Source organism: Mesorhizobium sp. LSJC280B00, assembly GCF_000502835.1.
GTDB lineage: Bacteria > Pseudomonadota > Alphaproteobacteria > Rhizobiales > Rhizobiaceae > Mesorhizobium.
Genome location: NZ_AYVL01000001.1, coordinates 186,457 through 201,233 on the forward strand (window position 1 = coordinate 186,457; position 14,777 = coordinate 201,233).

A 14,777-nucleotide genomic window follows, 5' to 3' on the forward strand; every position below is an offset into this window, starting at 1 on the left:
CAGGTCGCAGGTTGATGCCATTGCCGCCGCCCCTGAAAGACAGCTTTTCGGGTCTGTGTACCATGCTGCATGAGAGCCCGAATGTCGGACAAGGGTCAGATCGCGTCATGCGACGCTCCCAACTGGATGACGGCAAAGGGTCGAACTCGGTCGTTCAGAGTGATTGGGTTTTGACCCAAGCATTTTGCAGCCAAGTGGAAACGCGCCTAAAATAAATAGATAGAGCGGGATGCTCGGTTCAACTTGAAAGCATCCCGCCTCAGCTGAAACGGCTGCCGATCAGCCGGCTCCACTGCTCGCCCGCAAGCCCGTTCAGGAAAACTTGCGAGTTCTTCATGGCGTCCAGAAGCTCTGGATCGCGTGAATGCACCACCGTTGAGGCAACGGTCAGGAAAGCAATGCGTCGTCCAAGCATCGCCTCCAGAAGTGCAGGTTGAATGCGTCCGCGCAGGCCGCTGACGCCGCGCGCGGCGGCGTGATCGATCAGACAGTCAATCACCGGGCCCGCCTGGCCGGGGAGGGCAAAGATCTGCAGCACGCGACCAATTTCATACTTTCGTGCGTAATAGGCGAAAGCGCCGACATTGGTGCCGACTGGCGACGTCACACAAACGTAGACAAGCTCGCCCAGATCCGGCTTTTGTGCCGCATCGGTCAGGATGTGGTCGAGTTGGCCTTCCGTCCAATCTGGGCGCAGGGCGAATTGAGCGGTAAACGGTTCGATGAGCCTGGCAAATGCGTGGCTGTCGATTTCGGATGTGCGAAACGCTCCGTGGCCTGCCCCGTCCACCGCCACACCCGACCAACGTCGTTCGCTGGACGTCATCCTTCTGCAGTAAAATCGGTCGACTGTACGCGCCAGCGGATTGAGCATTCGCGCAAGCGCCATGCGATTGGCGGAAAGGCTGAGCATGAAGGCCGCGGGGCGCATCACGCGGACCCAGTCAAGGCTGTATTGCGGCAGGACCACGCCGCGCAGCCGGGTCCACAATTTCACGGAAATATCGTTGGCCGTCTCGCTGAAGGAGATGTCCTGCGGACCATCCAGGTAAGCTTTCAGCAAGCGGGCGCCGGCCAGCGGGTCGTGCTCATGGTCCTCGACCATGAGCGAGCTACAGATGGCCGCGCGTAGTTGTCGGCCGTTGAACGTCATAGACAGGACGTGGACGCCGACAAATCCGGAGACGCGACCGGCGTCGTTGACATGGACAAGCGACCGGAGGTTGTCTGCGCAACCGGGCGCATCCAGATAAAACCGTTTCATGTATTCCACGAGAGAGGCCGGCGCTTCGGTCCTCTCCTTCAACAGCACGCGCTGAAACATGTTCGCAACTGCCGGGAGGTCGGCGCCTTGCAAGGCGCGAATGACGCTCAAGCCCGGCTCCCGCCACCAAAGTCCCATCCACCGAGCTTCCGGGCCAGGGCGACGCGAGGCACGAGAACATCGGGCGCGCGTTCCAACTCGACGCCCATGAAGCCGTGCAACCTCGGCCAGTTGCGATCGCCCCGGTGACCGAACGGAGTGCTGAATTGCTGCGGCAAGATGGAACCCTTTGCTTGACCGACGAAAAACCGGCGTCATTGCTGCTAGCAGATTCAGGTAAACCGATATTAAAGTCGTTGCTTTGAATGGTAGCGAACCGGGTTTGTCCGGGCCCATACCTGGACATCAGCAATTTTGGTTCCTGGCGGGCTCTACACGACCAGCGGCATGGGTTGCGTGCTCCGCGCCGAACCGTTTCGGCTGGCCAAAGTTTCGCGTGGCGGCTCTTGACTGGGAGCGCGGGCGTAATACGGTGAGGACAAATACCGGCTCTGACCGCCGGGCGGCAAGAATGCCTCGTATGCTCTCGCCTGGCGGCGGTGGCTGCGGGGCATTGTCATTTTGAGGCATTGCTTGAAACGGCATATCGAGATCGGCATTCTCTATTCGCGGTCCGGCAACTACCGGCTGGTGTCCGAATCCTGCCGTGCGGGTGCGATGAACGCCATCGCCGACGTCAACGCCGATCCCGCTATCCCATTCGAATTCATCCCGATCGAGCGCGACCCGCAGGGCAACATCGATCGCTATGCAAGCGGCTGCGCGGACATTCTCGCCAACAGCGGCGCGCGTCACATCATTGGCTGCGTCACCTCGTGGAGCCGCAAGGAGGTCATTCCAATCCTGGAGAGGGCAGGCGGCACGCTGTGGTACGCCTGCCCGTACGAGGGCTTCGAAGCCAACGAGCATGTCGTCTACACACACGCCTGCCCCAATCAGCATCTCGTACCGCTGCTTGCCTATGTCGTGCCTCGTTTCGGCGCCGACGGCTTCCTGCTCGGTTCCAACTACATCTGGGGTTGGGAGACCAACCGCGTGGCGCGCGACCTGATTGCGGACGCTGGCGGCAAGGTGCTGGGCGAACGCTATCTGTCGCTCGGCGAGGTCGATGTTGCGCGGCTGATCGCGGAGATACAGGCGACGAGACCTGATTTCATTCTGAACAATCTCATCGGCCCTTCTTCTTATGCCTTCATCGCTGCCTATGCGGAGCTTGGCCGGCGCGACCCGCATTTCAGGCCGGAGCGTTGCCCGATCCTGTCCTGCAATCTCACGGAATGCGAATTGCCGGCGCTCAATGGGGCAGGCGATGGCCACCTTTCCGTTGGGCCCTATTTTCACGACATCTCGGGGGCGGATCGCGGTGCGGCTCCAGTGCCTTCCGTCATGCCGGCCTCGTCCTTCGAGGCGGCGGCTTATGCCTCGGTGCGCATGCTCGCCGAGATCCTCACCCGCAACCCCGGTGCACAATGGACGGACCTTCCCAAGATCTTTACCGAAACATCATTTCGAACGCCACTGGGCGACATCGCCATCGACCCGCAAACCCAGCATGCTACCTTGCCGGTGCTAATCGGACGTATCGATGGAACATCGTTCAAAACGGTCACGCTGACGAAGGGCGTGGCACCCGATCCCTACCTTTCCCGCTATGACCGGACGGAGACGTTCGGGCGGCCACGCCTGCGGGTGGTATCGTGAGCAAGATGGCGCGTATCCCGAACCTTGGAGGCGCCAGGGCTTTTGTCCTGCATCGTCCACATCCGACCGTGCAGGCGATCACAAGGCAATTGTCGGCCATCGGCCTTGAGGCGATTGGCTTCTGGCCGGAACTGCCGGCCGAAGCCTTGGCGGCGGACTTCGTCTTCTTCGACGTCGATCTCGGCTTTGACGAACAATTTCCGTGGAAGCCGGGCGAGGCACCGATGCCGCTGATAGCACTGATCGGCTCCGAGGCGCCGGGGCGCGTCGAATGGGCATTGTCGCACAAGGCCGATGCGCAGTTGCTGAAACCGGTCGGCAATGCCGGCGTCTATAGCGCGCTTTTGATCGCAAGGCAGAGTTTCGAGGCGCGCAAGCTTCTGGCCGGCGAGATTGCCTCGCTTCGTCAGCGGGTCGCGGAGCGCCAGACCATCGTACGCGCGGTGGAGGTCTTGTCGAAGGGCGCCGAGGACGGCCGTGCCTATGCGCAGCTCCGCTCGCTGGCGATGAGCTGGCAAATCAGTGTCGAGGAAGCCGCGCGCAGGATCGTGGCGATGACACAAGAAGAAGGCGACGATGACCAATCCGATCGCGCCTGAGCTTTCGGCCGCCGGGCGTATGCCAGCCAAGCCTCGCGCCGGCGTCTGGCGACGTCTGCTAAAACGGCCTCTCGCTTTACTCGGCCTCGGGATTATTGCCGTTGTCTTGGCCGGCGCCATTCTTGCACCGTGGCTGACAGGCTACGATCCAAACGAGCAGATGTTCGACGGGCTCACGCTTGAAGGCGCGCCACTGCCGCCGGGGGCCCAATTCTGGCTGGGCACCGACCTGCTTGGCCGCGACCTGCTGACCCGTCTCCTTTTCGGCGCGCGCACGTCGCTGATCATCGGCATCGTCGCCAATGGCGTGGCGCTTCTGATCGGCACGTTGGTCGGCATCACGGCCGGCTATTTCCGCGGCTGGATCGGCAGCGCGCTTATGCGTTTCACCGATTTGATGATGGCTTTCCCGGCGCTGCTGCTCGCCATCTGCCTGGCGGCGGTGCTCCAGCCGAGCCTATGGATCGTCGCCATGGTGATCGCATTGGTGAACTGGGTGCAGACCGCCCGCGTCATCTACACCGAGACAAGTTCGCTCTCCGAGCGCGAGTTCATCGATGCCGAGCGCACCATCGGCGCAAGCGCCCCGCGCATCCTGTTTCGTCATATCCTGCCGCACCTTTTGCCGACGATCATCGTCTGGGGCACGCTCGGCATCTCGACGACGGTGCTTCTTGAAGCGACGCTCAGCTATCTCGGCATCGGCGTGCAACCGCCGACTGCTTCCTGGGGCAACATCATCTTCGAAAACCAAACCTATTTTCAGGCAGCGCCCTGGCTGGTTTTCTTTCCGGGTGCGGCGATCCTGGCGCTGGCGCTAGCCTTTAACCTGGTCGGCGATGCGCTGCGCGACATCCTCGATCCGACGCAAAGGGGGCGGGCATGATCGCCTATCTCGGCCGCCGCGTTGTCCAGTCCGTGCTCATCTTGCTCGGCGTCTCCCTGATCACCTTTGCGTTGCTCTATCTGCTGCCCGCCGATCCCGTCCGCCAGATCGCCGGCCGCAGCGCCACGCCCGAGACGGTCGAAAACATCCGCCGGCAGCTCGGCCTCGATCAGCCCTTCGTCGTCCAGTATTGGCACTATCTGATCAGTCTGCTCAGCGGCGATCTGGGACGCTCCTACATTCAGCGCTCGGAGGTCACGGAGCTTATCGTCTCGCGGCTGCCGGCAAGCCTGCTGCTGATGGTCGGCGCCATTGCCTGCGAAGTCGTGATCGGGCTGACGATGGGCCTCATCGCCGCCGTCAAGCGTGGCACCGCCACCGACCAGTCGCTGATGGTCGCCTCCTTCGTCGGCGTCTCGGCGCCGCAATTCGTTGTCGGCCTGCTGCTGCTTTATGTGTTCGCGGTGCGGCTCGGTTGGTTCCCGATCGGCGGTTACGGCACCTGGCGTCATCTGGTGCTGCCGTCGCTGACCATGGGAATTCTCGGTGCCGGCTGGTACGCCCGCATGATGCGCTCGTCGATGATCGACGTGCTGCGCCAGGATTACGTGCGTACCGCGCGTGCCAAGGGTCTTGCACGCAGCGCCATTATCTTCCGGCACGCGCTGCCCAACGCCATCCTGCCGGTCATCGCCATGATCGGCATCGACATCGGCATCTTCATGGGCGGCATCGTGGTTGTCGAAAGCGTGTTCGGCTGGCCAGGCATCGGCCAGCTAGCCTGGCAGGCCATTCAGCGCATCGATATTCCGATCATCATGGGGGTCACCCTGGTTTCGGCCTTTGCCATCGTGCTCGGCAATCTCCTGGCCGACACTGTCGCACCGTTCATCGATCCACGCATCAAGCTCAGATGAAAACCAAGAAAACCAGAGAAAGGGAACATGACATGAGAAAATATCTGATATCGACCGTGGCGGCATCGGCGCTTGCGCTGGTGCTTGGCATGACAAGCGTACGCGCCGAAGACGCCGTCGATCCGAATGCCAAGCAGGGCGGCGCGATCACCATCACCTACAAGGACGACGTCGCCACGCTCGATCCGGCCATCGGCTATGACTGGCAGAACTGGTCGATGATCAAGAGCCTGTTCGACGGGCTGATGGACTACGAGCCGGGCACCACCAACCTGCGGCCCGACCTTGCCGAGAGCTACGAGATTGCGCCCGACGGCAAGACCTTCACCTTCAAGCTGCGCCACGGAGTGAAGTTCCACAATGGCCGCGAGATGACCGCCGACGACGTGAAATATTCGCTCGATCGGGTCACCAATCCAAAGACACAGAGCCCGGGTGCCGGCTTCTTCGGCTCGATCAAAGGCTATGACGACGTCGCTGCCGGCAAGGCGGAAAGCCTGGCGGGCATAACCGTCGTCGATCCCTACACGATCAAGTTCGAGCTGACCCGGCCCGACGCCACCTTCCTGCATGTCATGGCGATCAACTTCTCGCATGTCGTGCCGAAGGAAGAAGTCGAAAAATACGGTGCGGACTTCGGCAAACATCCGGTCGGAACCGGCGCCTTCAAGCTCGCCGAATGGACGCTCGGCCAGCGCGTGGTCTTCGAGCGCAACCCGGATTACTGGCACAAGGGTCTGCCGCATCTCGACAAGATCACCTTTGAGATCGGCCAGGAGCCGATCGTGGCGCTGCTGCGGCTCCAGAAAGGCGAGATCGACGTTCCCGGCGACGGCATTCCGCCGGCGAAATTCCAGGAGGTGATGGCCGATCCCGAGCAGAAGGCCCGTGTCGTCGAGGGCGGCCAGTTGCACACCGGCTATATCACCATGAATACCACCATGGCGCCCTTCGACAACGTGAAGGTGCGGCAGGCGGTCAACATGGCGATCAACAAGGACCGCATCGTCCAGCTGATCAACAACCGTGCGGTGCCGGCCAATCAGCCGTTGCCGCCGTCGATGCCCGGCTATGACAAGGCATTCAAGGGCTATCCCTATGACCTGGCCAAGGCCAAGGCCTTGCTTGCCGAGGCCGGGCATCCCGACGGATTTGACACGCAGCTGTTTGCCATGAACACCGATCCCAACCCGCGCATCGCGCAGGCCATTCAGCAGGATCTGGCGGCGGTCGGCATCAAGGCCAGCATCCAGTCGCTCGCGCAGGCCAACGTCATCGCCGCCGGCGGCGACAAGGCCGGTGCGCCGATGATCTGGTCCGGCGGCATGGCCTGGATCGCCGACTTCCCCGATCCGTCGAACTTCTACGGCCCGATCCTCGGCTGCGCTGGTGCCGTCCCGGGCGGCTGGAACTGGTCGTGGTATTGCAACAAGGAGCTCGACGCCAAGGCGGCCGAAGCCGACTCAATCGTCGACCCGGCCAAGGCTGGCGAACGCGCCAAGATGTGGAGCGAGATCTACGGCAAGATCATGGAAGACGCGCCTTGGGCACCGGTCTTCAACGAGCAGCGTTTCACCATGAAATCAACCCGCATGGGTGGTGCCGACAACCTCTACGTCGACCCGGTCCACATCCCGATCAACTACGACAATGTGTATGTGACCGATGTGCAATAACTGCGACTACACCATCCACGGGCGCCACCATCATTTCGGCTGGGACAATTCCTTTGTCCCGACCGAACGGGTGGCGCCAGGGTCGACGATCGAGTTCCAGTGCCTGGACTCGTCCGGCGGGCAGCTGACGATGGAGAGCACCGTCGACGACGTTGCTTTGCTCGACTTTGCCAAGGTGAACCCGGTCACTGGGCCAATCTATGTCGAAGGGGCAGAGCCGGGCGATGCCCTGAAAATCACCATCGAGGCGTTCAAGCCGTCCGGCTTCGGCTGGACGGCGAATATCCCGGGATTCGGTCTGCTGGCGGATGACTTCACTCAACCGGCACTGAATATCTGGAAGTACGACGCCGCCTCGCTCGAACCGGCGCTGTTCGGCAAGAGCGGCCGGGTGCCGCTCAAGCCCTTCGCCGGCACCATCGGCAGTGCCCCGGCTGAGCCGGGTCTGCATTCGGTGGTCCCGCCGCGGCGCGTGGGCGGCAATCTGGACATCCGCGATCTCGCCGCCGGCACGGTTCTCTACCTGCCCGTAGAGGTCGCGGGCGCGTTGTTCTCGGTCGGCGACACGCACGCCGCGCAGGGTGACGGCGAGGTCTGCGGCACGGCGATCGAGAGCCCCATGAACGCCGTGCTGACGCTCGATCTGGTCAAGGATGCCCGGCTGCGGACGCCGCGTTTCACAACGCCCGGTCCGGTGTCGCGGCATCTCGACGCCAAGGGCTACGAGGTGACAACCGGTATCGGGCCGGATCTGATGGACGGCGCCAGGAGCGCCGTTTCCCAGATGATCGACCTGCTCTCCGGCCGCTACGGCATGGATCCGGTAGATGCCTATATGCTCGTCTCGGTTTGCGGTGACCTGCGCATCAGCGAGATCGTCGACATGCCCAACTGGGTGGTTTCGTTCTACTTCCCCCGCTGCGTCTTTGAATGAAGGTGGAGGACATCAAACGATCCGGGCAGGCCGCCGCGGAGAGTGGCTCTGTCAGGCCGGTACTCAGCGTCTCAGGTCTGAGCGTCGCCGTGCGCGGCGAGGAGGGCGAGCGCGACGTCGTTTCCGACCTGACATTCGGCCTGATGCGCGGCGAAACGCTTTGCATCGCCGGCGAGTCCGGTTCCGGCAAGTCGATGACGGCGCTGGCCATCATGGGCTTGCTGCCGCAGCCGGCGGCACGCATCGGATCAGGCTCCATCCGGCTCGGCAATCAGGATCTCGCGGCTCTCAGCGAGAGCGGTATGCGCCGCATCCGCGGCGACCGTATTGCCATGATCTTTCAGGAACCGATGACATCGCTCAATCCGGTTCTGTCCGTCGGCCGTCAGCTCACGGAGGCGATCGAGGCACACACCTCGATGTCGCGCTCCAACTCGCGGCTGAGGGCGCTCGAGGCGCTGAAGGCAGTCCGAATTCCGGATGCCGAACGGCGGCTCGAGCACTATCCGCACGAACTCTCAGGCGGCATGCGCCAGCGCGTGATGATTGCCATGGCTCTGGCCCTGAACCCGGACGTGCTGATCGCCGATGAGCCGACGACTGCCCTCGATGTCACGGTTCAGGGCGAGGTGCTGGAGCTGCTGCGCGACCTGCAGCGCGAGCACGGCACCAGTGTTATCCTGATCACGCACGACATGGGCGTCGTCGCCGAGATGGCGGACCGCGTCATCATCATGCGCGACGGCCGGATGGTCGAGCAGGGCAGGGCGGCTGACATCTTCAATCGCCCGCAGGCCGACTATACACGCGAGCTTCTGGCCGCCGTGCCGCGTATCGGCGGCGGACGGACGGCCGAAGACCGACAAGATGCCGCCAACATGCCGGCCGAGCTTGTATCTGTCAGCGATCTTCACGTCCGCTTCGACCTGCACGGCGGCTTCTTCGGCCGCGTTGACCGCAGGGTGCACGCGGTCGAAGGCGTGAGTTTCTCGATCGCGCCGCACGAAACCCTGTCGCTGGTCGGCGAATCGGGCTGCGGCAAGTCGACGACGGCCAAGGCGATCGCCGGACTGGTGCCCTTCACCGGCAGCATTTCAATCGGCGGCCACGACCTGTCGGCGCTCAGCCGCAAGGAGCGCAAGGCTGTCCGCCGCAATGTGCAGATGATCTTTCAGGATCCCTTCGCGTCCCTCGACCCGCGCATGCGGGTCGGCGATCTCGTCGCCGAGCCTCTGCTGATCCACGGCCTCGGCGACAGAGAGCAACGGCATGCACAGATCGCCGCTCTGTTCGAACGCGTCGGCCTCTCCGCTGACCAGATGGAGCGCTATCCCCACGAATTCTCCGGCGGGCAGCGCCAGCGAATCTGCATTGCACGGGCGCTGGCGCTGCGACCAAAGCTGATCATTGCCGACGAGAGCGTCTCTGCTCTCGACGTGTCGGTGCAGGCGCGCGTGTTAAGATTGCTGAAGGAGCTGCAGCGCGAATTCGGCGTCGCATATCTCTTCATCTCGCACGACATGGCGGTGGTCGAGAACATCTCCGATCGCGTGGCGGTAATGTATCTGGGGCAGATCGTCGAGATGGGCACCCGCGACCAGATCTTCTCCAACCCGCGCCATCCTTACACAAAGCGGCTGATCGAAGCCGTTCCGGTTCCCGATCCAGGCCGGCGCCGCGCCAGGTTCGCCCGTTTGGACAGCGAAATTCCAAGCGCTGTGCGGCGCATCGGTGACGAGCCCCGGAAACTCAAGCTCGAAGATGTTGGCGACGGCCACCTCGTCGCCACTTGATCGAGCTTAGGCTGCCTCGTCCAGCCAATCCCGCAGAGGCTCGGGGACAGCTGCATATGTGATGTTCGAGTGGCGGAAAATGATCGGCGATGGCGCTGCCGCGGCAGCGCCGTTCGGCGATGCCGAGTTGGCAAGATCACCCGTTTACATCTGACATGTTAGCGTGCTAACGCTACGTCCACATTGATTTCAACGGAGATCGCATTGGCTTCCCGCTTTGGTCTTTCGGTTGCCCTGACCACACCCTTCGACCCGTCGGGGCAGATAGCGCTCGCGCCGATGATCGCGCATGCCCGAGCCTGCCTTGGCGCCGGCTGCAGCAGCGCGACGCTGTTCGGCACCACCGGCGAAGGAGCCTCAGTCGGCACCGACGAGCGACGGATCGTCACCGAGGCCATGCTGGCGGCCGGTATTCCGCCACATCAGCTCGTCGCCGGAGTGCTGGTCGATGCAGCCGAAGATGCCGCCGATCAGGCCCGGCACGCTTTGCAGCGCGGCGTTCGCAACATTCTGCTCGCTCCGCCGAGCTACTTCAAGAATGTCGGCGAGGACGGGCTGTTCGGATGGTTTTCCGCCGTCTTCGCCGCACTCGGTCCGCTGGCGCGCGACGTGCTGCTCTATAACATCCCCTCAGTCACCATGGTGCCGCTCCCGCTTGGGCTGATCGGCCGGCTGCGCGCCGCTTTTCCCGCTGTGGTGGCCGGGGTGAAGGATTCCGGCGGGGACTGGAGCTACAGTGAGGCGCTGCTTGAGGCGCACGGCGATCTGGTGATCCTCATCGGCGACGAACGGCATCTGGCGAGAAGCGTGCGCCGCGGCGGACAGGGCGCGATTTCCGGCATGGCTAATTTTGTTACCGGCGAAATCCGGGCAATGGTCGAAAACGGGGGCGACGACCCACGCGTCGAAGACTTCGTGCTCGAATTGCTCAAATACCCGGTCACGCCGGCGGTGAAGGTCATGGTCGCGCGCAAGACCGGCGACGAGCGCTGGCTGGCGGTCCGCCCGCCCCTAGAGGCGATCGATCCGCAGGGGCAGCGGCAGCTTGCCGCTGCCTACGACAGGCTGTTTGCGACAGAGGCGGCCTGACCGACAAGGCCGGGCTGACCGACAAGGAAGCGAGCTGAAGTGGAAGACGGCAGCGAACCGATCACTCTCCGGGAGAAGGCCTATGCCAGCTTCACGCGGCATTTGCTGGCCCGCGATCTGCGGCCGGGGCAGTTCGTGTCACAGCGCGAACTGGTCGCTTTCACCGGGCTGCCGCTGGGTGCCATTCGCGAGATCGTCCCGCGTCTCGAGGCCGAGGGACTGCTGACCACCATCCCGCAGCGCGGCATGCAGATCGCGCATATTGACATCAATCTGATCCGCGAGGCATTTCAGTTTCGGTTGTTCATGGAACGCGAGGCAGTGGCGCTATTCACGACCAGCGCTTCTGATGCCGAACTTGCCCGCATGCGGCGCGAACATGAAGAGATGCTGGCTCAAGCTCTCGGGCAGGCGCCGACGCCGGAAATGGAAGCCAAGGCTCAGAACATCGACTGGGCGATGCACGACACCTTCATCAATGCGCTCGGCAACGAGATTATCGCCAAGGCCTATCTGGTCAACTCGGTGAAAATCCGGCTGATCCACCAGGAGCGTTTCCGCATCGACGGTCGTGTGGTGCCGGTGATGCGCGAACATTTGGCGGTCATCGAAGCCATGGAGAGCCGCAATCCGCAAAAAGCGGTTGAAGCGATCAGTCTGCATATCGACAATGCGCGCCGGCTGGCGCTCCAGATCTGAGAAAATATAGCCGCGCCGCGGTTCGCGGCGCATCCACAACGACAGCAACCGGGAGGAAGAAATGTCGTCCAATCTGTTCAACCCAACCAGGAGGCAACTCCTTGCCGGAACCGCGGCGCTAACCGCGGCCGGCCTTGTGGGGCTTCGCCCCGGCTTTGCCGCAGGCGTTGACTGGAAACGCTTTGCCGGGACGACGCTTGACGTCAATCTGGTGAAAAGCCCGCGCAGCGACACCATCCTGAAATATCTCGCCGAGTTCGAGGAACTGACCGGCATCAAGGTCAATGCCGAGGCAACGCCCGAGCAGCAGCAGCGCCAGAAGACGGTGATCGAGTTGAGCTCGGGCAAGCCGAGCTTCGACGTCGTGCATCTGAGCTACCACGTGCAGAAGCGCCAGTTCGAGAAGGGTGGCTGGCTGGCCGACATCGCCGGCTATCTCGCCGATCCGTCGCTCACCGACCCGGCGCTGGTCGAAAGCGACTTCGCCGAAGCCGGCATGCTGTTTGCCAAGGACGGCCAGGGCGTGCTGCGCTCGCTACCGTTCTCGGTGGACTACTGGATCCTGTATTGGAACAAGGAGCTGTTCGAGGCCAAGGGCCTCAAATACCCAGAGACCTTCGAACAACTGGTGGCAGCCGCCGAAGCGCTGACCGACCCCTCGACCAATACATACGGCTTCGTCGCCCGCGGGCTCAAGAACGCAAACACGCCGGTGTGGACGTCGCTGATGCTCGGCTACGACATGACGCCGCTAGATGACAAGGGCAAGCTGCGCACCGAGGCTCCCGAGGCGATCGAGGCTGCCGCACTCTATCAAAGATTGATGACCAAGTCCGCCCCTCCGGGCGTTACCGGGTTCAACTGGGCCGAAGCACAGTCGGCCTTCCTGCAGGGCAAGATCGGCATGTGGCTCGACGGCGTGGGTTTTGCCCCGCCGATGGAAAATCCGGAAAAATCGAGGGTGGTCGGCAAGGTCGGTTATGGCGTGATGCCCAAGGGTCCCAAGGCGCATGCCTCGGGCACCTTCGGCGACGGGATTGGCGTTACCGCCGCCAGCGAGAAGAAGGAGGCTGCCTATCTGTTCTGCCAGTGGGCGGTATCGCCAACCATGGGTGCACGGCTGTTGCAGGCCGGCGCCGGCGTTCCGTTCCGCAAATCCGTGCTGGAGGATCCCAAGGTGCGCGAAGGCGTCACCATGCCGGCAAGCTGGCTTGATGCCGTGGTCGGCTCGGGCAATATCAGTCGGCTGGCACTGCCGGTCATCATCCCGGTCACGGAATTCCGCGACATCTATGGCGTGGCGCTGACCAACATGATTGCCGGCGCCGATCCCGCCGCGGAGCTGAAGAAGGCCACCGAACAGTTCCAGCCGGTTCTCGACAGGAGCGAGCAGGGCTGATGTCGGCCACCACCCCAGAACAGACCGGGGTGACGATGCCGGTTATCGACGGGAGCCAGACGATCCGGCTGGCTCCCAACTACTGGCCTTTCGTTGTCCCCGCACTCGTCGTCGTCGGCGCCGTCATCGTTTTCCCCTGGGCTTTCACCCTGTGGATGAGCGTCAATCGCTGGACGCTCGGCCAGTCGCGGAGCTTTGCCGGGATGGAAAACTATCTCCGCCTGGCCAGCGACCCACGTTTCTGGGAATCCCTTGTTCATACGTTGACCTACACCTTCCTCTCGGTTGCAGCGCCGATGCTGCTGGGCACTCTGGCCGCCCTGATCTTCGATGCCAGGTTTCCGCTGCGCGGCTTGCTGCGCGGCGTCTTCGTCATGCCGATGATGGCGACACCCGTTGCCGTCGCACTGGTTTGGACAATGATGTTCCATCCTCAGCTTGGCGTGCTCAACTACCTGCTGTCGCTAGTCGGCATCCCGGCTCAGGAATGGATATTCAACGCCAACACGGTCATCCCGTCGCTGGTTGCGGTCGAGACCTGGCAGTGGACGCCGCTGGTCATGCTGATCGTGCTTGGCGGGCTGGCCTCGGTGCCGCGCGAGCCCTTCGAAAGCGCCGAGATCGACGGCGCTAATGCCTGGCAGCAATTCCGCTATCTCACTCTGCCGATGATCGCGCCGTTCCTGATGATCGCGGTCATCATCCGCACCATCGATGCGCTGAAGAGCTTCGACATCATCTACGCGATGACCCAGGGCGGGCCGGGAACGGCGTCGGAGACCATCAACATCTATCTCTACAACACCGCCTTCTCCTACTACGATATCGGCTACGGCTCGGCCATGGCCGTGGTGTTCTTCATTGTCATCGTGGCCCTGTCGTTTGTCCTGCTGATGCTGCGCCAACGCTCGCAGTGGATCGATACGGAGGGCAAATAGATGAGTTCACGGCTGCTCAACCAGATCGGTCTGTTTTTCGCTGCCCTGGTTTTCGTCTCGCCGGCGATCCTGTTCTTCCTCTGGATGATCTCGCTGTCGCTGAAATTCGAGATCGACAACGGTGCCTATCCGCCGATCCTGATCCCCGAACGCTTCGCCTGGTCGAACTATGTAAAGGTGTTCGAGGAGAACAATTTCCTGCTCTATCTCTGGAATTCGGTTCTGGTGACCGGCACGGCGACCTTGCTGGCCCTGCTGATCGGCGTACCGGCCGGCTATGGCATCGCACGGCTCAAGGCTGAACGATCGGCGGTCGTCATCATGATCGCCCGCATGACGCCTGGGCTATCCTATCTCATCCCGCTGTTTCTGCTGTTCCAATGGATCGGGATACTCGGCACGCTGTGGCCGCAGATCATCATCCATCTGGTGGTGACGGTGCCGATCGTGGTGTGGGTGATGATCGGCTATTTCGAGACCACGCCGATGGAACTGGAAGAGGCGGCCAACATCGACGGCGCCAGCTCCTGGCAGGTTTTCCGGCTGGTTGCCCTGCCCATCGCCAAGCCGGGCATCGTCGTCGCCTTCATCCTGTCCGTGATCTTCTCGTGGAACAATTTCGTCTTCGGCGTGGTGCTCGCCAGCCGTGAGACGCGCACACTCCCGGTCGCCGTCTACAACATGCTGTCCTACGAGCAGGTCAGCTGGGGGCCGCTCGCCGCGGCGGCGCTGGTGGTGACGTTGCCGGTGCTGATCCTGACCATGTTCGCGCAAAGGCAGATCGTCGCGGGGCTGACCGCCGGCGCCGTCAAGGGCGGCTGA

13 protein-coding genes are annotated in these 14,777 nt (G+C 62.7%); 12 read left to right on the top strand and 1 reads right to left on the bottom strand.

The annotated features are described in order from the left end of the window. Nucleotides 1-259: 259 nt before the first annotated feature. Entirely contained in the window at nt 260-1,375 is a 1,116-nt protein-coding gene (locus X773_RS41595) for a hypothetical protein (RefSeq protein WP_023674166.1), read from the bottom strand. Nucleotides 1,376-1,897: 522 nt separating this feature from the next. On the opposite strand from X773_RS41595, the gene X773_RS41600 reads away from it, so the two are divergent. The 12 genes from X773_RS41600 to X773_RS41655 all read left to right on the top strand — a co-directional run bounded on the left by X773_RS41600 (nt 1,898) and on the right by X773_RS41655 (nt 14,777). Further along, a complete protein-coding gene (locus X773_RS41600) occupies nt 1,898-3,025 on the top strand; it encodes a transporter substrate-binding protein (protein WP_023674167.1) in 1,128 nt (375 codons plus the stop codon). Then, complete coding sequence (locus X773_RS41605; protein ID WP_023674168.1) at nt 3,022-3,624, top strand: transcriptional antiterminator; 603 nt, start codon at nt 3,022-3,024, stop codon at nt 3,622-3,624. Before X773_RS41600 ends, X773_RS41605 begins: the two co-directional genes overlap by 4 nt. 19 nt (nt 3,625-3,643) lie before the next feature. Beyond that, nucleotides 3,644-4,510, top strand: coding sequence for an ABC transporter permease (locus X773_RS41610; RefSeq protein ID WP_198023515.1), 867 nt, complete (start codon nt 3,644-3,646; stop codon nt 4,508-4,510). Then, nucleotides 4,507-5,427, top strand: a complete 921-nt coding sequence (locus tag X773_RS41615; RefSeq protein WP_023674170.1) for an ABC transporter permease — start codon at nt 4,507-4,509, stop codon at nt 5,425-5,427. The genes X773_RS41610 and X773_RS41615 overlap by 4 nt, the downstream gene beginning before the upstream one ends. A gap of 32 nt (nt 5,428-5,459) precedes the next feature. Beyond that, on the top strand, nt 5,460-7,103 hold the full coding sequence (locus X773_RS41620; protein ID WP_031211066.1) for an ABC transporter substrate-binding protein: 1,644 nt from the start codon (nt 5,460-5,462) through the stop codon (nt 7,101-7,103). Beyond that, nucleotides 7,093-8,037, top strand: a complete 945-nt coding sequence (locus X773_RS41625) for an acetamidase/formamidase family protein (protein WP_023674172.1) — start codon at nt 7,093-7,095, stop codon at nt 8,035-8,037. The genes X773_RS41620 and X773_RS41625 overlap by 11 nt, the downstream gene beginning before the upstream one ends. Further along, nucleotides 8,034-9,830, top strand: coding sequence for an ABC transporter ATP-binding protein (locus X773_RS41630; RefSeq protein WP_023674173.1), 1,797 nt, complete (start codon nt 8,034-8,036; stop codon nt 9,828-9,830). The genes X773_RS41625 and X773_RS41630 overlap by 4 nt, the downstream gene beginning before the upstream one ends. A 204-nt stretch (nt 9,831-10,034) precedes the next feature. After that, the gene (locus X773_RS41635) at nt 10,035-10,919 is read left to right on the top strand and encodes a dihydrodipicolinate synthase family protein (protein ID WP_031211068.1); all 885 of its coding nucleotides are present in this window, start codon (nt 10,035-10,037) and stop codon (nt 10,917-10,919) included. Between the two features lie 39 nt (nt 10,920-10,958). Next, the gene (locus tag X773_RS41640; RefSeq protein WP_023674176.1) at nt 10,959-11,618 is read left to right on the top strand and encodes a GntR family transcriptional regulator; all 660 of its coding nucleotides are present in this window, start codon (nt 10,959-10,961) and stop codon (nt 11,616-11,618) included. A gap of 61 nt (nt 11,619-11,679) precedes the next feature. Further along, complete coding sequence (locus X773_RS41645; protein WP_023674177.1) at nt 11,680-13,017, top strand: extracellular solute-binding protein; 1,338 nt, start codon at nt 11,680-11,682, stop codon at nt 13,015-13,017. A 35-nt stretch (nt 13,018-13,052) separates the two neighbouring features. After that, nucleotides 13,053-13,955 carry a sugar ABC transporter permease gene (locus tag X773_RS41650; protein ID WP_245274609.1) on the top strand — a complete coding sequence of 301 codons (903 nt, stop codon included), beginning with the start codon at nt 13,053-13,055 and terminating at the stop codon, nt 13,953-13,955. Next, nucleotides 13,956-14,777 (top strand): carbohydrate ABC transporter permease, encoded by an 822-nt coding sequence (locus X773_RS41655; protein WP_023674179.1) that lies wholly within the window; start codon nt 13,956-13,958, stop codon nt 14,775-14,777.

What these genes read in the sequence shown, in the direction of transcription:
- X773_RS41655 (WP_023674179.1), top strand. Translation starts at nt 13,956, where the DNA reads ATGAGTTCACGGCTGCTCAACCAGATCGGTCTGTTTTTCGCTGCCCTG.
- X773_RS41650 (WP_245274609.1), top strand. Translation starts at nt 13,053, where the DNA reads ATGCCGGTTATCGACGGGAGCCAGACGATCCGGCTGGCTCCCAACTAC.
- X773_RS41630 (WP_023674173.1), top strand. Translation starts at nt 8,034, where the DNA reads ATGAAGGTGGAGGACATCAAACGATCCGGGCAGGCCGCCGCGGAGAGT.
- X773_RS41620 (WP_031211066.1), top strand. Translation starts at nt 5,460, where the DNA reads ATGAGAAAATATCTGATATCGACCGTGGCGGCATCGGCGCTTGCGCTG.
- X773_RS41645 (WP_023674177.1), top strand. Translation starts at nt 11,680, where the DNA reads ATGTCGTCCAATCTGTTCAACCCAACCAGGAGGCAACTCCTTGCCGGA.
- X773_RS41625 (WP_023674172.1), top strand. Translation starts at nt 7,093, where the DNA reads ATGTGCAATAACTGCGACTACACCATCCACGGGCGCCACCATCATTTC.
- X773_RS41610 (WP_198023515.1), top strand. Translation starts at nt 3,644, where the DNA reads ATGCCAGCCAAGCCTCGCGCCGGCGTCTGGCGACGTCTGCTAAAACGG.
- X773_RS41615 (WP_023674170.1), top strand. Translation starts at nt 4,507, where the DNA reads ATGATCGCCTATCTCGGCCGCCGCGTTGTCCAGTCCGTGCTCATCTTG.